This window comes from Caballeronia sp. A2-2, assembly GCF_057612605.2.
Genome location: NZ_CM172587.1, coordinates 2,593,432 through 2,614,705, shown reverse-complemented (window position 1 = coordinate 2,614,705; position 21,274 = coordinate 2,593,432). Strand labels below are relative to the sequence as shown.

The 21,274-nt window shown below is 61.7% G+C and carries 17 protein-coding genes and 2 tRNA genes; 7 read left to right on the top strand and 12 right to left on the bottom strand.

Going from position 1 to position 21,274, the window contains the following annotated elements:
- The first annotated feature begins 92 nt into the window (after positions 1–92).
- Positions 93–515 (top strand): transposase, encoded by a 423-nt coding sequence (locus ACZCWR_RS12410; protein ID WP_487301058.1) that lies wholly within the window; start codon positions 93–95, stop codon positions 513–515.
- 92 nt (positions 516–607) lie between these two features.
- Here the strand turns inward: ACZCWR_RS12410 and ACZCWR_RS12405 are convergent, their stop codons facing one another.
- From ACZCWR_RS12405 to ACZCWR_RS12350, 12 genes are all read right to left on the bottom strand, one after another.
- Positions 608–1,060, bottom strand: coding sequence for a DUF2147 domain-containing protein (locus ACZCWR_RS12405; RefSeq protein ID WP_487301057.1), 453 nt, complete (start codon positions 1,058–1,060; stop codon positions 608–610).
- Between the two features lie 910 nt (positions 1,061–1,970).
- The gene (gene surE / locus ACZCWR_RS12400) at positions 1,971–2,753 is read right to left on the bottom strand and encodes a 5'/3'-nucleotidase SurE (protein WP_487301056.1); all 783 of its coding nucleotides are present in this window, start codon (positions 2,751–2,753) and stop codon (positions 1,971–1,973) included.
- Positions 2,754–2,832: 79 nt separating this feature from the next.
- Positions 2,833–3,078, bottom strand: a complete 246-nt coding sequence (locus ACZCWR_RS12395; protein ID WP_487301055.1) for a hypothetical protein — start codon at positions 3,076–3,078, stop codon at positions 2,833–2,835.
- A 155-nt stretch (positions 3,079–3,233) separates the two neighbouring features.
- On the bottom strand, positions 3,234–4,094 hold the full coding sequence (locus tag ACZCWR_RS12390) for a DUF1571 domain-containing protein (protein WP_487301054.1): 861 nt from the start codon (positions 4,092–4,094) through the stop codon (positions 3,234–3,236).
- Positions 4,095–4,119: 25 nt separating this feature from the next.
- On the bottom strand, positions 4,120–5,835 hold the full coding sequence (locus tag ACZCWR_RS12385) for an AMP-binding protein (RefSeq protein WP_487301053.1): 1,716 nt from the start codon (positions 5,833–5,835) through the stop codon (positions 4,120–4,122).
- A 49-nt stretch (positions 5,836–5,884) separates the two neighbouring features.
- Complete coding sequence (locus ACZCWR_RS12380; RefSeq protein ID WP_487301052.1) at positions 5,885–7,189, bottom strand: acetyl-CoA C-acetyltransferase; 1,305 nt, start codon at positions 7,187–7,189, stop codon at positions 5,885–5,887.
- Positions 7,186–8,088: a MaoC family dehydratase gene (locus ACZCWR_RS12375; RefSeq protein WP_487303316.1), complete on the bottom strand. Its 903-nt coding sequence runs from the start codon at positions 8,086–8,088 to the stop codon at positions 7,186–7,188. Before ACZCWR_RS12375 ends, ACZCWR_RS12380 begins: the two co-directional genes overlap by 4 nt.
- A 16-nt stretch (positions 8,089–8,104) precedes the next feature.
- Positions 8,105–9,541 (bottom strand): 3-oxoacyl-ACP reductase, encoded by a 1,437-nt coding sequence (locus ACZCWR_RS12370; protein WP_487301051.1) that lies wholly within the window; start codon positions 9,539–9,541, stop codon positions 8,105–8,107.
- A 29-nt stretch (positions 9,542–9,570) separates the two neighbouring features.
- Positions 9,571–12,075 (bottom strand): acyl-CoA dehydrogenase, encoded by a 2,505-nt coding sequence (locus ACZCWR_RS12365; protein WP_487301050.1) that lies wholly within the window; start codon positions 12,073–12,075, stop codon positions 9,571–9,573.
- Positions 12,076–12,847: 772 nt separating this feature from the next.
- Positions 12,848–14,065, bottom strand: a complete 1,218-nt coding sequence (locus ACZCWR_RS12360) for an MFS transporter (protein ID WP_487301049.1) — start codon at positions 14,063–14,065, stop codon at positions 12,848–12,850.
- 273 nt (positions 14,066–14,338) lie between these two features.
- Positions 14,339–14,425, bottom strand: a tRNA-Leu gene (locus ACZCWR_RS12355).
- 136 nt (positions 14,426–14,561) lie between these two features.
- A tRNA-Leu gene (locus tag ACZCWR_RS12350) sits at positions 14,562–14,648 on the bottom strand.
- Between the two features lie 183 nt (positions 14,649–14,831).
- Between ACZCWR_RS12350 and rnr the strand changes: the two genes are divergently transcribed.
- The 6 genes from rnr (at position 14,832) to rpiA (ending at position 21,268) form a co-directional block, all read left to right on the top strand.
- Entirely contained in the window at positions 14,832–17,366 is a 2,535-nt protein-coding gene (gene rnr, locus ACZCWR_RS12345; protein WP_487301048.1) for a ribonuclease R, read from the top strand.
- 136 nt (positions 17,367–17,502) lie between these two features.
- Entirely contained in the window at positions 17,503–18,246 is a 744-nt protein-coding gene (gene rlmB, locus ACZCWR_RS12340; protein WP_487301047.1) for a 23S rRNA (guanosine(2251)-2'-O)-methyltransferase RlmB, read from the top strand.
- A 22-nt stretch (positions 18,247–18,268) separates the two neighbouring features.
- Positions 18,269–19,219: an HNH endonuclease gene (locus tag ACZCWR_RS12335; protein WP_487301046.1), complete on the top strand. Its 951-nt coding sequence runs from the start codon at positions 18,269–18,271 to the stop codon at positions 19,217–19,219.
- Positions 19,220–19,233: 14 nt separating this feature from the next.
- The gene (locus ACZCWR_RS12330) at positions 19,234–20,073 is read left to right on the top strand and encodes an N-acetylmuramoyl-L-alanine amidase (protein WP_487301045.1); all 840 of its coding nucleotides are present in this window, start codon (positions 19,234–19,236) and stop codon (positions 20,071–20,073) included.
- Positions 20,074–20,078: 5 nt separating this feature from the next.
- Complete coding sequence (locus tag ACZCWR_RS12325) at positions 20,079–20,474, top strand: SirB2 family protein (RefSeq protein WP_487301044.1); 396 nt, start codon at positions 20,079–20,081, stop codon at positions 20,472–20,474.
- A gap of 95 nt (positions 20,475–20,569) precedes the next feature.
- Complete coding sequence (gene rpiA / locus ACZCWR_RS12320) at positions 20,570–21,268, top strand: ribose-5-phosphate isomerase RpiA (protein ID WP_487301043.1); 699 nt, start codon at positions 20,570–20,572, stop codon at positions 21,266–21,268.
- Positions 21,269–21,274: the final 6 nt, after the last annotated feature.

Here is a 21,274-nt window from a genome sequence, read left to right as displayed (position 1 = left end):
GGGTATTTTCAAGATTCGGACCGCTCCGATGTCGCGGTTTGGGTGCGCTCTGTATCGTGCTCCGGTACTCATTAGCTATTGGAGAAGATACCGTGAAACCCTACCGCGATTTAAACGACGAAGAATGGCAGATGGTCGCACCGCTGCTTCCCGAACTGCGTCCGCGGTCGGAGTTGCGGGGCCGTCCGCTCGCCAACACGCGCGCGGTGTTGAACGGCGTGCTGTGGGTCATGTATAGCGGCGCATCATGGTCCGCGCTGCCGCGTAAATACCCTTCGTATCAGACGTGTCATCGCCGCTTCAAGGCGTGGCACGAGACGGGCGTGCTGCTGCGTGTCATGACGCAACTGTTTGGCCCGGCGGGCGAGTCCTTATATTCGATCATGACTTCGCGCATGCGCGTGCCGGCGGATCTTCCGTTCATCGCGGCAGCGGAGACTTATCCCGATGTTCACGAAGAAGCGGCAGCAAGCGCATCGGACGTGGAAGAGGTGTCGGAGCGTCAGGCAGCATGATCGGGCATTCGCTTCGAGAAGCATGAAAAAACCGGCCAGAGATGAAAGTCTTTGGCCGGTTTTTTTATGCTTCTTGGCAAGAAGTCAGCGGTTCATTGTTGCCGAATCCACGTTTGCGAACGCCCAAGCAGCGAGACACCGATATAGCCGCGCACGGTCAGCTTTTGACCGTTGTCTTCGACCTTCATCTTGCATTTGTAGAGCTTGCCGTTACCGGGATCGAGAATCTGGCCGCCGTCCCATTGATCGCCGTCCTGTCGCATGCCGGTGATGATCGTCATGCCCTTCACGAGTTGATCGTGGCGTTCGTCCGTGCAGGCGCTGCATCGCATGTCGGGGTGATCGAATTCCCCGATGCCGCGTATCACCTTGCCTGAGAGCTGGCCGCTGCCGTCGTCCGTGATCTGGATGATGGCTTTGGGTTTGCCGGTGGCATCGTCGATGGTTTGCCACGTGCCTACCGGGGTTGCTGCGGTTTGCGCGAAGGCGCTGGTGGCGGTGAGGAGTATGGCGCAGAGTGCTAGGCGTGATTTGGAGGATGTCATCGGGGTTTTCTCTTGTTTTGGTGTTCCGGTTGATCGACAGCTTACGGGAAAGCGAGGTAAGGGATCAACGGAGATCTTTATGTCATGCAAAGGGCTGCTGTTGTCTGTGTTTGTTATGCAGTAGCCGCCTCCCCGGCGGGGGGGTAACTTTCTTTGCTGCTGCAAAGAAAGTCACCAAAGAAAGCAGCTTTTTACCCCATGCTCGCTGGCTGGAGAGGGTTGGTCTGGATTAACGATGCAGTGGCCGCAATAGGACTTGCCACGCATAACAAGCCGCTTAGGCAACCTCGCGATTGCGCGCTCGAATTCTTTGGTCTCAGTGGACCGCATTCATTCTTTCGGCCATGCGCTGCGCGCGCCGAGAACGTAAGAACGGAATCCCGCAGCCTATAAGCGCCCAGCCACATCACACTTCCCCGTTAGATTGCTATTCGGTCCTACCTTGGTTAGTGCTCCGACTAAAAGGTGACTTGCGTTGGTGTGTGCGCTTTGCCCGGAAGTGCTTATCAAGGTAGGGCCGAATGACGACATAACGGTGACGTGTGATGTGGCTGGGCGCTGATACGCTGCGGGATTCCGTTCTAAAGCTCTCGGCGCGCGCAGCGCATGGCCGAATGAATGAATGCGGGCCACTAAGACTTAAGGATTCGAGCACGAAATCGCGAGGTTGCCCACGCGCTTAACCAACCGAGGGACGTCCTAACGCGGCCACTGTATCGTTAATCCAGACCACCCTCTCCAACCATCGTGCATGGTGTAAAAAGCTGCTTTCTTTGGTGACTTTCTTTGCAGCAGCAAAGAAAGTTACCCCCCCGCCGGGGAGGCGGCTACTGCATAAACAACTCAACAACCAGCAGCCCCTTGCACGCAAAAAACAACAACAAAACCCCACAACGCGAAAAGCTGAAAATCAACCCCGCAGCCCAGACTCCAACACCCCAAACGTCCCCTCATCCGTCCGATCGAAATGCAACGGCGTAACCGAAACACGCCCCGCCCCAACCACCGCCGTCTCACTATCCGCCGCATTCAACCGCGCGCCACGCGCAAACCGCAGCCAATGATAAGGAATCCCACGCGGATCGACCCGCTCCACGACATCGATGCCCTCCACAAGCCCCACACCTTGCCGCGTGACCGTCAACGGCCCCGCATCCGAAGCATCGCAATCCGGAAAATTGACGTTGAGACAAGTCGGCGCATCGTGCGAAATGGCGAGCAATTGCCGAATGATGCCGGGTGCAAGCGCACGCGCCGTATCCCATCGAACATTGTCGCGATCGCTGAAGGTCTGGCTCATCGCAATCGACGGAAGCCCAAGCAACAACCCCGTCATCGCCGCACCGACCGTCCCGGAAAACATCGTCTCGACACCCAGATTCGCGCCGCGATTGATACCGGACAGAACCAGCGTAGGCGGCGCATCTTTCATGATGTGACGCGCGGCCATCACCACGCAGTCGCCGGGTGTGCCCTGCACGCCGAAGCGCCGCTCGCCCTGACGCGACATGCGCAGCGGCGAATGCAAACTGATGGAATGCGACGTGCCGCTCTGATCGTGCTCCGGCGCGACCACCCAAACCTCGTGCGCGATTTCAGCAGCAACGGCTTCGAGCACGGCCAGGCCCGGTGCATCGATGCCGTCGTCATTGGTGAGCAGCACGCGTTGAACGATGGGTGAGGAAGCGGGCATCGCGAAGCACTCCTTGATCGGTGAATGAACGTTCAACCGATTATCACAGAGTTTGCGATATCAACGCGCACAGCAAGCCTTACTTCACCCCAAGCCCGCGCAGCACCGCATTGCCATCCTCGGTCAAACGCAACTTCGGCCCGCTCGAATCCGCCTCGGGCGACACGATCTCGACATAGCCATATTCCTGCAGCGATTCGACATCGGGCGTGGCCGCCATCACATCGATCGGCGCATGCAATAACAGCAGCAGCGTGGCGATTTCGTGATGGCTGAGTAGCTTTTTCATGGCTCGCAGAGGAGCCGAAACCGGACGGATGTTCATAGGTCGTGCACCTTGGTTTTACATGACGATGTGCGGTCGCCCGTCTAACGGGCCCAACGCCGCGATGTCGATGGAGTGAAGCGAGGTTATCGACGCTTTCTTAGGCCAGACTTAAAACGCGCGTAGCGCTTGTTACATCACATGTCGCGCCAAAATCAGAACCGGTATTCCGGGTTCTTCGGATCGAACGTCAGCGCGTCGAAGGACTTTTCCTCGATATGCTCGAACACCACGCTTTCGAAAATATCGCCGTCGTTATCGAACGATTCGACCGAGCGCAACAGCGGACGCGTGAGATCGAGCCCGAGCACTTCCTTCTTCGCATAAAACGTAGGCTGGCCCGTTGGCGTCTCGTACGTGAAAGCCACCACGCGCACGCCGTCGATGGTCTTCACATCGATCGCGCTCGGCCGCGTGATGCCCGCATCGGCGAATTTCTGGCCTTCATCCAGAAAGCGCTGCGTGATGGATTCGATGCCCAGCTCACGAATCGAATGATTCGACTGCGCGCGCGCCAGCGACCCGTTCACCGAGGTCCAGATCGGCACGACGCCCAGAAAGCCGCCGAGATGCCCGTAGAGTTGATCGGGACGCGTGTCGGCATCGTAGAGAATTTCCTGACCGGCGTGCGCGCCATCGGGCAACCATTTGGCGTAGATGCGCAAAGGATCGCGCGCGACGCGCACGAGCATGTGATCGGCGCGCTTCGGCCATTTGTCTTTGATGCGTTCGCGCCGCCACATGGTGAATTCGCACGAGGCATAGACCCGCTGGTTATCGCGCAGATAACGCGGCACCGCGAGCGGATCGAGCGAGCGGAACAGCGTGGCCAGGCGGTCGTCGTCGAGGTCTTCGAGCGTGCCGTTCTTCGCGGCATCCGCGAGCCAGCGCGCTTGTCCTTCGACGCCAAGCGAGGCGACCTGCGCAATGTCGGCGGTGTCCTGCGCGCGCGCCACGAACGCGCAGACGCACAGCACGGCGCATAACAACCCGCGCATCAGCATTCGTTCCCGCATCCGGTTCTCCGTTCGCGACGTCGTGTCACGTGTCACGCAATTGCCGCCGCAGCACCTTGCCGATGGCCGACAAGGGCAGCGACTCGCAAAACTCCACCACGGCAGGCACTTTGTAACCCGTCAGGTGTAAACGGGCGAAGGCGAGCAACTCTTCCATCGTGAGCGACGAATCGCGCGCGACGACAAACGCCTTCACGCGCTCGCCGGTCACGGCATCCGGCACACCAACGACCGCCGCCGCGCTCACTTTCGGATGCGCGCTCAGCATCTCCTCGATCTCGGTCGGATACACATTGAAGCCCGACACGATCATCATGTCCTTCTTGCGGTCCACGAGTTTGATGAAACCGCGCGCGTCCATCGCGCCGATATCGCCGGTCGCGAACCAGCCTTGCGTGTCGATGGCTTTCGCCGTGTCCTCGGGCCGGTTCCAGTAGCCTTTCATCACTTGCGGACCTTGCACGCACACTTCACCCGTCTCGCCGATGCCCGCCCACGAACCATCCGCGCGGCGCAGACGTACAAGAGTAGAGGGCACGGGCACGCCGATGGTTCCATCGAACGGTAGCGGTTGGTCGAGACGCAGCGGCGTCGCACAGACGAGCGGCGAGCATTCGGTCAGGCCATAGCCTTCGATCAGCGCGCGGCCCGTCACAGCTTCGAAGCGTTCGGCGACGGCGCGCGTCGTCGCCATGCCGCCGGACATGGCTAGTTTGAGCGGGGAGAAATCGCGTCGGCGGAACTCATCGTTGTCGAGTAGCGCGGCGTAGAGCGTGTTGAGCGCGGTGATCGCGGAAAACGGCACGCCGCGCAGCGCGCGCATGACGGCTGCCATATCGCGCGGATTCACGATCAATACATTGCGCGCGCCGATGCCGAGAAACACCAGCAAGTTCACCGTCAACGAGTAGATGTGATAAAGCGGCAAGGGCGTGACGACGATTTCCTCACCATCGACGAGCGTCCCGCGCGCCCACGCCAGCGCTTGCATCAAATTGGCGATGACATTGCGATGAGTCAGCATCGCGCCCTTGGCGACGCCTGTCGTGCCGCCGGTGTACTGCACGAACGCGATGTCGCCATGCCCGATGCGCACCGGCTCGAACTTGCGCCGCGCACCGCGTGCGAGCGCATGAGCCAGCGTGACGGAATCGGGCAGAACGTAATCAGGCACGTCCTTCTTCACATGCCGCAGGAACAGATCGAGCGCGCGGCCCTTGAGATTGAGGCCATCGCTCATCAAGTCGCCGATGCCGGTCACGACGACATGCCGCACGCGCGTGCCCGGCAGCGCATCCTGCAAGGTCTTCGCGAACCGGTCGAACACCACGATGGTCTGCGCGCCGCAATCCTTCAACTGATGCACCAGTTCGCGCACCGTATAAAGCGGATTCACGTTGACGAGCACCGCGCCCGCCAGCAGCGCGCCGAACAGCGTGACGGGATAGGCGAGCGTGTTGGGCATCATCAGCGCGACGCGGTCGCCCGAACGCACGCCGATATCCTGAAGATACGACGCGAACGCATGCGCTTTCTGGCCGAGCGTATCGAAGGTGATATCGGAGCCCAGGCTCGTGAACGCCGTGTGTCCGCGAAAGCGTCCGATGCTTTCATCGAAGAAATGCGCGAGCGAACGCCAGCGCGCGGGATCGATCTCGCGCGGCACATCCGGCGCGTACGACGCGTACCATGCGCCGTCCGTGCCGTGCGGTTCGCCGGGCGCTGCGTGTGCAGGCCTCATGCGGTGTCTCCATCGACGCGGCTTTGCGCGCCTTTTTATGTTGGTCTTACTAGCGTTCCAGAATCGCCACGACGCCCTGACCGCCCGCCGCGCAAATCGATATGAGTCCGCGTACCGGCTGCCCGTCGATGCGCGCAGGCGCTTTCGCCAGCATCTTCGCCAGCGTCCCGACGATCCGTCCGCCCGTCGCCGCGAACGGATGCCCCGCCGCCAGCGATCCGCCATTCACGTTCAATCGCGCGCGATCGATCAGGCCGGGCGGTGCATCGAGTCCGAGCGTGTCGCGGCAATACTCGTCGTCGTCCCAGGCCGCGAGCGTGCAGAGCACTTGCGCGGCGAAGGCTTCGTGAATCTCGTAGAAATCGAAGTCTTGTAACGTGAGGTTCGCGCGCGCGAGCATCGCGGGGACGGCGTAGGCGGGCGCCATCAACAAGCCTTCGCGTTTTTCCACATAATCGACTGCGGCCGTCGCCGAATGCGTGAGATACGCCTGCACCGGCAGACCGCGCGCGGCGGCCCATTCTTCGGAAGCGAGCAACACGGCGGACGCGCCATCGGTCAGCGGGGTGGAGTTGCCTGCGGTGAGCGTGCCGGCATCGCGATCGAACACGGGTTTGAGATGCGAGAGTTTGTCCAGCGTGATGTCGGGACGCAGATTGTTGTCGCGCGCGAGACTCTTATACGGCGACATCAGATCGTTGAAGAAACCGCGCTCGTAAGCTGCCGCCAGTTTGAGATGGCTTTCGTGCGCCAACGCATCCTGCGCCTCGCGCGAAATCTTCCAGCGCTTGGCCATTAATTCGCAATGCTCGCCCATCGACAGGCCGGTGCGCGGTTCGGCGTTGCGCGGCAATGCGGGCTTGAAGAACATGCCGGGCCGCAGCTTCGACAGCGCGCTCACACGTTGTCCTGTCGAACGGCTGCGGTTCGCTTCGAGCAGGATCTTGCGCATGCGTTCGTTCACGCCGATGGGCGCATCCGATGCCGTATCCACGCCGCCCGCGATACCCACATCGATCTGTCCCAACGCGATCTTGTTGGCGACGAGAATGGCCGCTTCGAGTCCGGTGCCGCAAGCTTGCGTGACATCGTAGGCGGGCGTTTCCTTTGCAAGCGTGGTGGAAAGCGCGGCCTCGCGTGTGAGATTGAAATCGCGCGAATGCCGGACGACCGCGCCCGCCGCGATCTCGCCCAGACGCAAGCCATGCAGTTCGAACCGATCGACGAGCCCTTGCAGCACGAAGCTCAACATGTCCTGATTCGATGCCGTCGCGTACGCCGTGTTCGAACGCGCGAACGGAATCCGGTTGCTGCCGATGATCGCGACACGCCGCGCCATGCTCACGTTCGTCATGGCAACTCCCATTCGAAGTGTCCACGCAGATGCGGCTTGTCGCCCGCCAGATCGCGCACTTCGAAATCGCGCGCGGCGGGTGAGGGCGCGGCGCTCCATAACGTGGCATCGCCGGGAAGATACAGCGGCAGCTTGAAGTCGCCATGCGCCGTGCCGGATGCGATCGCCTTCGACGGATGCAGCGCCGAAAGCGCACGCGCCAGCGTCCACATGCCATGCGCGATGGCGCGCGGAAAGCCGAACGCCTTCGCCGTCAGCGCGTGCAGATGAATCGGATTGAAGTCGCCCGATGCCTTCGCGTAATCGCGTCCGAGTTGCGCAGGCAGTTGCCAGCGGGCTTCACGCACGAGCAGCGGCGCGTGCGTCATGGCGTTTTCATCGTCGGGCGTGATGACGAGACTCTCGCTGCGCACGCCGCGTTTAAGATAGATGCTGTCGCCGTCCCACACCGCCTCGCCGCGCCGATAGATGCGCGTATGCAGCGTGAACGCCTGTCCCTTCTGATGCGGCACCAGCGCGCCGCACTCCACTTCGATGCGCAGCCCTTGCCCCGCCGACAGCGGCCGACGCAGCCGCACACTGTTCGACAGATGCACGACACCGAGCGCGGACCACGGAAACGACGGGTCGGTCAGCATCATGAGATGCAGCGGAAAGGCCAGCACATGCGGAAACGTGAGCGGCACGCCATGCTCGGGAATGAAGCCGCACACGCGCGCATAGTGGCCGATGGCTTCGGCATCGAGCTTCACGTTCGGACGCACGAGCCTGAGCGCGGGCAATTGCGTCGCGCGCTGACGGCGGAACAGTCCGGGCAGCGCGCGGCCATAGAGTTTCGCGGGCGGCGGCAAGGTATCGATGACGACGGTGCGGGCGCGTTGCATCGTGGAAGCGTGCATCGGGGTCATGTCCTCCTCAGGCACCGATCAGGCTTTGACCGCACACGCGCACAACGTTGCCCGTCACGCCTGCGCTTGCCGGACTCGCGAGCCACGCGACCGTTTCCGCGACATCCACCGGGCGGCCGCCTTGTCCCATCGAATTGAGGCGGCGTCCGGCCTCGCGCACGCCGAAAGGCATGCGCGCGGTCATCGCCGTTTCGATGAAACCCGGCGCCACCGCGTTGATGGTGATGCCACGCGCGCCCAGCACCGGCGCCATGCTCTGCACGCGGCCGATCACGCCCGCTTTCGAGGTCGCGTAATTAGTCTGCCCGCGATTGCCCGCAATGCCGCTGATCGACGACACCGCGACGATGCGCCCGCCCGCGCGCAACACATCGCGCGCGAGCAGGACATCGTCGATACGCTCCTGCGCCAGCAGATTGATGTCGATCACGCTGTCCCACATCTCGCTCGTCATGCGCGCGATGGTCTTGTCGATGGTGATGCCCGCGTTATGCACGACGATATCCACGCCGCCGGATGCCGCGAGCGCCGCCGCGATCTCGGCGGGCGCATCGGGCGAGGCGATATCGGCAAGCAGCGCGGCATGCGCGCCGTTCGAGGGCGACAGGTCTTCGATGGAGAGCATGGTCTGATCGAGCGCATCGCGCGCGCCTTCGATGTCCAGACCCGTGACGATCGCGCCACGTTCCGCAAGCACCGTCGCGATCGATGCACCGATGCCGCGCGCCGCACCCGTCACGAGCGCGCGCTTGCCCGCGAGCGGCTTAGACCAGTCGTCGAGCGTGTTCGGCGAGGTTGCGCTGGCAACATGAACCGCCTGTCCCGACACATACGCCGAACGTGGCGACAGAAAAAAGCGCAACGCGCCTTCGATATCCGCGCCATCGTCCACTCGTAATAAATTCGACGTGATGCCGTTACGCGCTTCCTTGCCGAGCGACCGAACCAGTCCTTCGAGCGCACGCTGCGCCGTGGCCGCGCGCGGATTCGTGCACGAGGCAGGTTCACGCCCGAACACGACGATGCGCCCGCTTGCCGCCAGCGAACGTATCGCATCATGAAAGAACGCATAGAGCGCGTGCAACTCGCCGCTTTCGGCGATGCCGGTCGCATCGAAGATCAGTGCTTCGACGCGGTCGGCGCGCTCGGAGACATCGCGCGGGCGCGGCACGAAGCGTCCGCTCATCGCGCCGTGACGCGCGGCGGCGGGCAGCCAGCCGGTGGCGCTTTCATGCGCAACGCCGGTCATGCCGAGCGTGGACAGAATGCCGACGAGCGCATCGAACAGCGTGGGCGAGGGGCCCGCGCCAATGGCCGCCATGCCGCCGAATTCGGGCTGACCCGCGCGATGGCGGCGCAATGCTTCTGGCTTGGGCAGGCCGAGCGTGCGTGCGATGCTCGTGCCGAAGGGCGAGTTGACGAAGTCGAGATAGCGGTCTTTCATCGATTGACGTTCGGTCCGGGACGCTTCGCTCAGGCGACGGGCTCGGGCAACGGCTGTTCGAGCGCCGCACTGCGCTTCTGCAATGCTTCGAGGATACCGAAGTCTGGAGGAAAGTCATCGACTTTCACCGTCTCGCGCGCAAGCGACGCCCATTCGAACAGCAACGCATGATCGTTTTCGTCGATGTGACCGCCTTCGGCAGCGCGGTTGGCCCACGCTTCGAGTTCGTCGGGGCTTTGCGGCATGGGTTTGAGCGCGCCGGTTTTGATGGCATCGCGCAGACGGGTTTCGAGCGCGGCAAGCGCCGGCATGAGCGCGAGCAATTTTTCGCCGTTTGCGATGGGGTCGGCGTGCAGGGCGGAGACATGCGAGCCTTCGACGAGCCGGTCGCGCGCATCGCCCGGTGTTTGCATGATGAGCGCGATGTCGTTGCCGAGCGCATCGGCGGCGCTGGCGTGCGGCAGGCCGAAGGGGAACGCGAGCGTGCGCAGGAAGATTGCCGCCGCGCGCTTCGGATAGTTCGCGAGCAAGCCTTCGAACGCGATCCGCGCCTGATGCAACGCATCCTCGACGCCCCAGCGCACGAGCGGCAGATCGGCGTCGGGACAGCCATCGTCCTCGAAGCGTTTGAGTGTCGCGGATATCAGATAAAGCTGCGCGAGGATGTCGCCCAGACGCGCGGACAGACGCTCGCGGCGTTTCAGTTCGCCGCCGAGCGCGAGCATGGAGACATCGGCGAACAGGGCGAACGCGCTCGACAGGCGCGTGGCGGCGCGGTAGTAGGGCACGAGGCGCGCATCGGCTTGAGCGGGACGGCGGATCAGCGCGCTGCCGCCGAACGCATAGACGAGGCTGCGCATGGCGTTCGATGCCAGAAAGCTCGCGTGGCCGAAGAAGGCCGTGTCGAAATCGCGCAGGGCTTTTTGGGCGTCGGGTTCGCGTGTCGCGGCCATTTCCTTGAGTACGTAGGGATGACAACGAATCGCACCTTGCCCGAAGATGATGAGGCAGCGCGTGAGGATGTTCGCGCCTTCGACGGTGATCGAGATCGGCATCTGCTGATACGCGCGCGCCAAAAAATTCGACGGTCCCATGCAGATGCCCTTGCCCGCGACCACATCCATGCCATCGTTGATGACGAGCCGCGCGCGCTCGGTGATGTGATATTTCGCGATGGCCGAAATCACCGACGGCTTCTCGCCGAGATCGACGGCCTGCGCGGACAGGCGGCGCGCGGCGTCCATCACGTACAGATTGCCGCCCATGCGCCCGAGCGCTTCCTGAATGCCTTCGAAGCGGCCAATCGACGTGCGGAACTGGCGGCGCGCGGCGGCATACGCGCCCGTGCCGCGCACCGCGAGCTTCGCCATGCCGACATTCGATGACGGCAGCGAGATCGCGCGCCCGGCGGCGAGACATTCCATCAGCATGCGCCAGCCGCGTCCTACTTGCGCCGCGCCGCCGATGACCCATTCCATCGGGATGAACACATCCGTGCCGTGGTTCGGGCCGTTCTGGAACACTGCGTTGAGCGGCCAGTGACGTCGGCCGATGTGCACGCCGGGGTGCTTCGTCGGAATGAGCGCGCAGGTGATGCCGGGTGCGTCGTTCTCGCCGAGGAGATGGTCGGGATCGAGCGCGCGGAACGCGAGGCCGAGCACGGTCGCGACCGGACCGAGGGTGATGTATCGCTTGCTCCATGTCACGCGAAAGCCGAGCGTGTCGCGGCCTTCGTGCATCTGCCTGCACGCGATGCCGACATCGGGAATGGCGGCGGCATCCGACCCGGCGTAGGGGTTGGTCAGCGCGAAGCAGGGGATTTCGTCGCCGCGTGCGAGGCGCGGGAGATAGTGGTTCTTTTGTTCTTCGGTGCCGTAGTGCAGGAGCAGTTCGGCGGGGCCGAGCGAGTTGGGGACCATCACGGAGACGGCGGCGGCGGATGAATGCGTCGCCAGTTTCATGATGACCTGCGAGTGCGCGTAGGCGGAGAACGCTTTTCCGCCGTACTCCTTCGGAATGATCATGCCGAGAAAACCGCGTTCCTTGATGAAGGCCCACGCTTGCGGGGAGAGGTCTTGCCAAGTGGAAGTGGTGTCCCAGTCGTTGGCGAGGTCGCAGAGTTGCGCGCAGTCGTTGGCGATAAAGTTTTGTTCTTCGGGCGTGAGCGTGGGGGTGCCGTGGGAAAGCAGGGTGTCCCAGTTCGGACGGCCGGAGAAGAGTTCGGCGTCCCACCAGACGGTGCCGGCTTCGATGGCGTCGCGCTCGGTGGCGGACATTTCAGGCAGGATCCTGCGGAAGAGGGCGAGCACGCGGCGGGTGATGAGGGTGCGGCGTAGGGGTTTTAGGGTGATGAGTAGGGCGGGGAGGATAAGCAGTATCGCGAGGATGACCGTCGCCGCTGTGTTGGCGATGCCAGCGAGCGGACCGATGGTAACCCACGCTGTGAGACCTATGAGCCAGGCGATGGCGGGCGCTTGGATGAAGGTGAGCGCACCGGCTAGAAGGAGGAAAGCGATGACGTAGAGGGCTAGCATCACGGGACTCCGGCGGGTGATGCGAATGGCGAAGCACGGTGTGTGCCGCCAACCCTCATTAAATAGGAATTATCTGGTTACGCCGACGCTCGTGTTGGATAAAAATATCTTCAACAGTTGAGATTAACCTGCTCTATACGAATTATCGAGGCTTTAAATAGGGTTCCGTCATGCGACGGCGGCCAAGTAAGGTGCACGCAACACCAGTTATCCAGAGGACTTCGGGAATCGCCCTTCTGACCGGGTATCGCGGACGGAACCGGGCGGTATTCTAAATCAACGAAGGTTCTGAAGGAGAACTGTATATGGCAGTTTTAATCTGTTTGGGGGAGTGTGAGCTTAGTTCAGCCGGTCTCAAATGCATTGTTCTGCAGACGTCAAAGCACTGCCCAAGAGCATCGGCTGCAAGTCGAACAAGTTACAATAACTTAATACGTATAACGAAGAGACGAGGGCATGAAAAGTATCCTAACGACATGAAAAAAGCGGCTTCTCTGCTCTTTGATTCAGATTGGTCAGTCGCACGAGTTGCGAAGACGCTCAACATTCCAGCAAGCACTTTGCGAGGTTGGCAAGCAAATCGTTCTGTGACCGGTGAGTTCCCAAATCTGAGCAACAAAGAGATTTTTGAGCCAGCACTGCCGCTTTGCAAACGAGCGGGAAATGCGTCGAAGTCACGCTGTTGCGATCATTGGTGCTGTTTTTTGTTTACTGACCATATGGCTTGATTTATTGGCGGGGATGCCTTCCAGAAGCGCTCCCCGCATTTCATTCAAGTAGTTCCCACCTCTTGGGCGGACCGCGTCATATCGATCCCCCTTCGCTCTCGACTAAAGAAGATCAACCCCGCGATCACCACCGCCACCGTCCCGGCGACGATCGCCATCGCCATGCCGTAGTTATTCCCATGCGTCTGCGCGATCTCCGCCTGCATCGTCGCGTTCACGGCCGCCAGCAAATTGCCAAGCTGATAAACGAGCCCCGGAAACGTCGCGCGAATCTCATCCGGCGATATCTCATTGAGATGCACCGGAATCACCCCCCACGCGCCCTGTACGGAAATCTGCATGAGGAACGCGCCGATGGCGAGCATCACCGGCGTTGTCGAAAACGCCCACAGATAAAGCACCGGCAACGCGATCAACGCCGCAATGAAAATTGCCACGCGCCGCCCGATCTTCTCCGACAGCGACCCGAAAAACAGTCCGCCGACGATCGCGCCGAGATTCAGCACGATGGTGATGATCGACACCGTATGCGGATCGAAGTGATGCTGTTCGCGCAGGAAAGTCGGATAAAGATCCTGCGTACCGTGCGAGAAAAAGTTGAACGCGGTCATGAGGACGATCGCGTAAAGCGAGAGTGTCCAGTTCTTCCTAAGCGTCGCGATGAGGCTCGGCCGTGGACGCTTTTCCATCGCGCGCCAGGCGGGCGATTCGGGAACATGCGCGCGCACGTACAGCACGAGCAACGCGGGCGCCACGCCAACAAAAAACATCCCGCGCCAGCCAACAAACTGATACAGCACGCCGAACACGATCGAAGCCAGCAGATAGCCCGTCGGATAACCCGCCTGCAACAAGCCCGACACGAAGCCGCGCGAGGACGGGTGCACCGTCTCCATCGTCAACGCTGAACCGACGCCCCATTCGCCGCCCATCGCGATGCCGAACAGCGCGCGCAGGATCAACAGCGTCGTGAGATTGGGCGAAAGACCGGAGAGCAGTTCGAGCAGCGAGTAAATCGCGATGTTGATCATCAACGTCGGACGGCGGCCGAACTTGTCGGCTAAGCGTCCGAAGATGAGCGCGCCGACCGGACGCATCGCGAGCGTCAAGGTGATGGCAAACGCGACATCGGGAATCTTGACGCTGAACTCGGCGGCGATGTCCTTGAGGATGAAGACCATCAAGAAGAAATCGAAGGCATCGAGTGTCCAGCCCAGGTAGGCTGCGATCGTGACGTTTCTTTGTTCTCGCGTCCAGCTCATCTCCAAGGTCTCCAATGCAGTTGATTGATCGACTTGTGATGCGAAGCGCTCAGCAAAAAACGAACCGCTTGCCAGCGCGAAGCCGTGACGGATCACGACCACGAGCGAGTGTACGCCGCATGTTAAACGCCCGCTGAACGAAGCAAAACGAGCTAACGAAGATGAAAGATTGAGAGCAGAAAAACAAAAAGCCCCACGCGCGATACGTGGGGCTTTTAGATTCGAACCGGCAAGCTTCAAAAGAAGAACAAGCGATTCGCGAGAATAAGACCTTGGTGCCCAAGAGAGGACTCGAACCTCCACGGTGTTGCCACCGCCAGGACCTGAACCTGGTGCGTCTACCAATTCCGCCACCTGGGCCAAGGGATACTACATACAACGAGGTCGCCATTTTAGCGGCCAGCCGGACCGTGTCAACCTGATGCTTCAAGAAGTCACAAAGCCACGTTCCTGCATAAATAGAAAACGCCACCCGAGGGTGGCGTTTTCAAACATCTGGTGCCCAAGAGAGGACTCGAACCTCCACGGTGTTGCCACCGCCAGGACCTGAACCTGGTGCGTCTACCAATTCCGCCACCTGGGCAGGGTGCGTTGTTCAGCAAAGAACGACATTATATCGGCCGTAACGATGCTGTCAAGCATTTCTGCCCGAGCTTCGAAAAGACATGAAAAGATGCCGCAAAACGCCCGCTGGGAAGGCTTCCGGCGTCCGTGGGCTCCGAATGGCGGGTGTTAGAATGGTCCGAACGATGTTCGCCCGGAACGCATGCAAGACAAGACGTTTCCGGTCCAGACGAGCCGTCCAAACGAGAAAAACACCATCAAGCCCTTGAGCAAATATCCGTATCCGATTCCCAGCCGCGAAGAGATTCTCGGCGTGCTGCGCACGAGCGAGACTCCGCATGCCGCGAACGACATCGCCGAGGCCTTGTCGATCAAACGCCAGGAGCGCGAAGGATTTTTCAAGCGACTGGCGGCCATGGAGCGCGACGGGCAAATCCGCCTCGACAAGCGCGGCCATTATCAACTCACGCATCCATCCAATTTCGTGGCGGGGCGCGTGCAGGGACATCGCGATGGCTTCGGCTTCCTGATCCGCGATGACGGCCAGGACGATCTCTTCCTGCCCAACGGCGAAATGCAGAAGGTCATGCACAACGACCGCGTGCTCGCGCGCATCGTTGGGTTCGACCGGCGCGGGCGGCCGGAAGGGCATATCGTCGAAGTCACCGAGCGCGCGAACAAGCGCATCATCGGGCGGCTCATCAACGAGAACGGCGCGATGATTCTCGTGCCCGAAGACAAGCGTATCGGGCACGACATCCTCATCACGCAGAACGCGAAGAAGGCGAAGGTCGGGCAAGTGGTGTCCGTCGATCTGACGGATTTCCCGAGCCGCCATTCGCAGCCGCTCGGCCGCGTGGTCGAAGTGATCGGCGATATCGACGATCCGGGCATGGAAATCGAGATCGCGGTGCGCAAGTACGGCGTGCCGCACGAGTTCAGCGATGCCGCGCTCGCCATTGCCGCCAAGCTGCCGGACGAAGTGCGGCCCACGGATATCCGGCATCGCGTGGATTTGCGCGATGTGCCGCTCGTCACCATCGACGGCGAAGATGCGCGCGATTTCGACGACGCCGTGTTCTGCGAGCCCATCGCCGTCGGTCGCGGTCAGGGCTTCCGGCTGCTGGTCGCGATTGCCGATGTATCGCATTACGTGCGTCCGAACGAAGCGCTCGATGTCGATGCGCTCGACCGCAGCACCTCGGTCTATTTCCCGCGCCGCGTGATCCCGATGCTGCCGGAGAAGCTCTCCAACGGTCTGTGCTCGCTGAACCCGAACGTCGACCGTTGCGTGCTCGTGTGCGACATGGTGATCACCGCGCGCGGCGAGATCAAGGCGTACCAGTTTTATCCCGGCGTGATGCATTCGGCGGCGCGGCTTACCTATACGGAAGTCGCGGCCGTGCTGACCAACACGAAGGGCCCGGAAGCCGCGCGCCGCGCCGAGATCCTGCCGCAACTGCAAGACCTGCATGGCGTGTACAAGGCGTTGCATGCCGCGCGGCAGAAGCGCGGCGCGATCGATTTCGACACGACGGAGACGTATATCGTCGTGAATTCGCAGGGCAAGATCGAGCAGATTGTGCCGCGTCATCGTAATGATGCGCACCGGCTGATCGAGGAATGCATGCTGGCCGCGAACGTCTGCGCGGCGGATTTTTTGAAGCGCAACAAGCATCCGGGGCTGTATCGCGTGCATGCGGGGCCGACCGAGGAGAAGCTCGAGAACCTGCGCACGTTCCTGCGCGGCGTTGGCCTCACGCTGACCGGCGGCGCGAAGCCGCACGCGAGCGATTACGCCGCGCTGATCGCGCAGATTCGCGACCGGCCCGACGCGCAGATGTTGCAATCGATGGTGCTGCGTTCGATGCAGCAGGCCGTGTATAGCCCGGACAACATCGGTCACTTCGGTCTGGCGTACGAGGCTTACGCGCACTTCACGAGCCCGATTCGCCGCTATCCCGACTTGCTCACGCATCGCGCGATTTATGCCATCTTGCAGGGCAAGAAGTACATGCCGGAAATTGGCCACGATGTGTCGTTGAGCACGGGTTTGACGAAGGCTGCCCGCGAAATGCAGAAGGCCGACGACACCGCGCGCGGCCGTGCGCGCAACAGCGTCGCGATTTGGGAAGAACTCGGTTTGCATTGCTCGTCCAACGAGCGCCGCGCCGACGAAGCCTCGCGCGATGTCGAAGCCTGGCTCAAGTGCTATTTCATGCGCGACAAGCTCGGCGAGGAATACGGCGGCATGGTGAACGGCGTGACGTCGTTCGGCATCTTCGTGCAACTGGATTCGTTGTTCATCGAAGGGCTCGTGCATGTGACGGAACTCGGCTCCGATTACTTCCAGTACGACGAGATCAAGAACGAACTGCGCGGCGAGCGCACCGGCATTCGCTATCGCATGTCGGATCGCGTGCGCGTGCAGGTGGGCCGTGTCGATCTCGATGCCCGCAAGATCGACTTCCGTCTCGTGCGCGATACGCCGGTCAAGCCGCCGTCGCCGCGTCCGCAGGGGAATGCGGCGGAGCATGCCGGCAGTGGCGTCGATGGCGCAGGGCCGCGCGTGCGCCCGATCGCATCGAGCAACGATGACGACATGCCGAGCACCCGCGCGCGTGGCGGCACGAAGAAGGGCACGCCGCCCGCGGGAGGTTCGCGCGGCACGGCGAGAAAGCGCGGCACGGCGTCGAAGTCGGCGTCGGCGGGGCGTCCGGCGCGCAAGAAGCGCTGAATTGAATCACGCGGCATCGGACGTGATGTAGCTTTCGTTCGATGCCCGCGACACACACAAGCACGCGGTCCGATGCCTTTCGCATCCGACCGCGTGATGCTTTTCATGGATTTCACGCAAGGTTCGGATCACAGTCATGTCACGTCTCAAGGTTCTTTACGGTTTTCACGCGGTGACCGCCCGCGTGCGCGCGGATGCATCGTCGGTCGAGGAAGTGTTGTACGACCCGACGCGCAAGGATCGGCGCATGCAGGAGTTTCTGCGCAGCGCGAAGGAAGCGGGCGTGCGTTTGATCGCGGCCGATGAGCAACGGCTGTGGGGTTTGGCGGGGAATATGCAGCATCAGGGCGTGGTCGCGCGTGCGCATGATTTGCCGCTGGCGCAGAACCTGGCCGAGTTGCTCGATGGCATCTCCGGCACGCCTTTGCTGCTCGTGCTCGATGGCGTCACCGATCCGCATAATCTCGGCGCTTGCCTGCGCGTGGCGGATGCCGCGGGTGCGCATGCGGTGATCGCGCCGCGCGATCGTTCGGCCGGGTTGAATGCGACGGCGGCGAAGGTGGCGAGCGGGGCGGCAGAGAGCGTGCCGTACATCACCGTGACGAATCTGGCGCGCGCGCTGCGTGAGTTGAAGGACGCGGGCGTGTGGGTGATCGGCACGGCGGGCGAAGCCGACAAGGGCTTGTATGAGACGAAGCTGGATGGGCCGGTGGCGATTGTCGTTGGTGCGGAAGGGGAAGGCATGCGACGGCTCACGCGCGAAACCTGCGATGAAGTGATGAATATTCCGATGGCGGGGGCGGTGGAGAGTTTGAATGTGTCGGTGGCGAGCGGGGTTTGTTTGTTTGAGGCGGTGAGGCAGCGGGGGGTGAAAAAGTAAGTTCGATCTCACATAGCTAGTTATGCCCTTGTTTCAAAGCATTCTTGAACGACTGACGCCATCGCATCGCGCCGCGTTGCAATGGTTTCACGATCACACAGGCCAGGAGGTGAGTTGGCCGCAGCCTCTTGCGGACGGAACGTTTATTGTCAATAAGGCAAAGGGAATTCATAAACCAGCCGGAATTGATTACGCGGTAAGCGTGCGCCAATCCCTTAACGGACCATACGCCGACCGGGACGTCATTCAGAACGTTGATGGATCATGGACCTATCGTTATTTTCAAGAGCAACATGACCCCGCTCAGCGAGACAGCCAATTCACTAACCGCGCATTAATGGCCTGTCGCGCCGATGGCATTCCGGTGGGTGTCATGCGACAAGTCAAGACCAAGCCTAATCCCCGTTACAAGGTGCTTGGATTAGCGTTTGTGATCGACTGGCACGACGGCTACTTTGTCCTTGAAGGTCCCGGCGACGCGTACTTCGACACGTCTCACGCGCCGCTTAAGCAACTGGAGCAGGCGATCGCTTTTTCGGTCGCCTTCAATCCGGCAGATATCGAAGACGAGCGGCGGTGGACCAACGCTTCAATCGTGTTACGCCAAGGTCAGAAACCGTTTCGAGACGCCTTGCTGACTGCGTACGATCGACGCTGCGCCATGTCTGACTGTGGGGTGGAGCAAGTGCTTGAGGCTGCGCACATTCATGGTTACATGGGCACTAAGACAAACGTCGTTCAAAACGGATTACTTCTTCGCGCTGATTTGCATACGCTTTACGACCGGGCGCTTATCACTGTTGACCCAGGTACGCTCGCGATTGTTGTCGCGCCGCACGTGAGGAACAGTGAATACGGCGCGCTCGATGGACGCATGATCCGTCTGCCTGAAGACCCTGGCTCCCGGCCGAGCCCTGTTGCGCTTTTAGAGCATGCGCGGTGGGTCCGATCGCTTTGGGATAGACAGGCTTAAGCGGAACTTTTCTAATGAACTTATTGCGACTGAACGCCGTGTTTTTGCTGGCTGTTTCGTTTCTATCCCTCCTCCTCACCGCCTGCACCCCCACCATGCTAAACCGCGGCACCTACTACGCCGACACGCAACACACGGCAAAAGGCATCGACTCTCGCATCCGTTTCCTCGTGATGCACTACACCGAGATCGACGAGCCGCGTTCGCTCCAGGTCCTCACGGGCGATCAGGTCAGCGTTCACTACGTCGTCCCGGAGACACCGCGCATCCAGAACGGCGAGCCGGTCGTGTTCCAACTCGTGCCGGAAGAAAAACGCGCCTGGCACGCGGGCCTGAGCTATTGGCAAGGCGCGACAGAGCTGAACGCATCGTCGATCGGCATCGAAAACGTGAATCTCGGGCCGCTCGGCGATGGCAAATGGCAACCGTATCCGCCCGCGCAAGTAGACGCGCTCGTCAGGCTCGCAAAGGACATCGTCACGCGCTACCGCATTCCGCCGACGCGCGTGGTCGGCCATAGCGACATCGCGCCGCAGCGCAAGATCGATCCGGGTCCGCTCTTTCCGTGGCGCACGCTGTACGATGCCGGCGTCGGCGCATGGCCGGACGATGCCACGGTCGCCGCGCATCTGGCAGGCCGCGATCCCAAAGCGCCCGTCGATGTCCGCGCCCTTCAGGACAAGCTCAAACGCTACGGCTACGATGTCGCGACCGACGGCGTCCTCGACGAAAAAACGCGCCGCGTCTTCGCCGCCTTCCAGATGCACTTCCGCGCCTCCGATTACGCCGGCGACGCGGACGCGCAAACGGATGCCATCGCGCAGGCGCTGCTCGACAAATACTTCCCGAACTAGGACCGATGTCCAACGCCTTCATCACACTACGCGCCGTGCACATGACCTGCGCCGGCCTTTCCATCGCGGGCTTCGTGCTGCGCTGGATCTGGGTGCTGGCGAACTCACGCTTAGCCACCGCGCGCGCGACGAAGATCGTCCCGCATATCGTCGATACAGTGCTGCTCGTGAGCGCCATCGCGTTGGTCGCGATCATCGGCTTCAGCGCGAACGCCGCGTGGCTCGGCGCGAAAATCGCGGGGCTCATCGTCTATATCGTGCTCGGCACGTTCGCGATCAAGCGGGCACGCACGCGCGGCGGGCGCATCGTGTGCGGCGTGCTGGCGATCATTGTGTTCGCGTTCATCGCCTCGGTCGCGCGCACGCACGATCCGCTCGGCTTCCTGCACGCCATGCGCTGAAAAACAGGCGCACAATCGTATCGCTGCACGCGCCGCATCGGCGTTTCGAACGGCTCCGATAAAATCCCGGCTTTTCTTTACGCGTCACTCAATCCATGACTCAGGACGAACTCAAGCAACTGGTCGGTCAGGCCGCCGCCGACTACGTGAACGCGAATGTGCCCGAAGGCGCCATCATCGGTGTCGGGACGGGCTCGACGGCCAATTGTTTCATCGATGCCATCGCGAAGTCGAAGGCACGCTATCGCGGCGCGGCGTCGAGTTCGCTCGCGACCACGGCGCGGCTCGAATCGCACGGCTTCAAGGTGTTCGACCTGAACGAGATCGAAACGCTGACGGTCTACGTGGACGGCGCGGACGAAATCGACGCCTCCGGCGCAATGATCAAAGGCGGCGGCGGCGCGCTCACGCGCGAGAAGATCGTCGCCTCGGTGGCGGATACGTTCGTGTGTATCGCCGATTCGAGCAAGCGCGTGCCAGTGCTCGGCACGTTCCCGCTGCCCGTCGAAGTGCTGCCGATGGCGCGCACCGCGATCGGCCGCAAGCTCGCGGCGTTGGGCGGCGTGCCGCTCGTGCGCGTGACGAAGGACGGCATGCCGTTCGTCACCGATAACGGCAACGAGATCATTGACGTGAAAGGTTTGTCGATCACCGACCCGTGCGCGCTCGAAGCGCAGATCAACGCATGGCCGGGCGTGGTGACGGTGGGTTTGTTCGCGGCGCGCGGGGCGAATGTGTGTCTGCTCGGCACGGAGCAGGGCGTGGAGCGAATCGACTACACGGGCTGCGCCTGAGGTCAA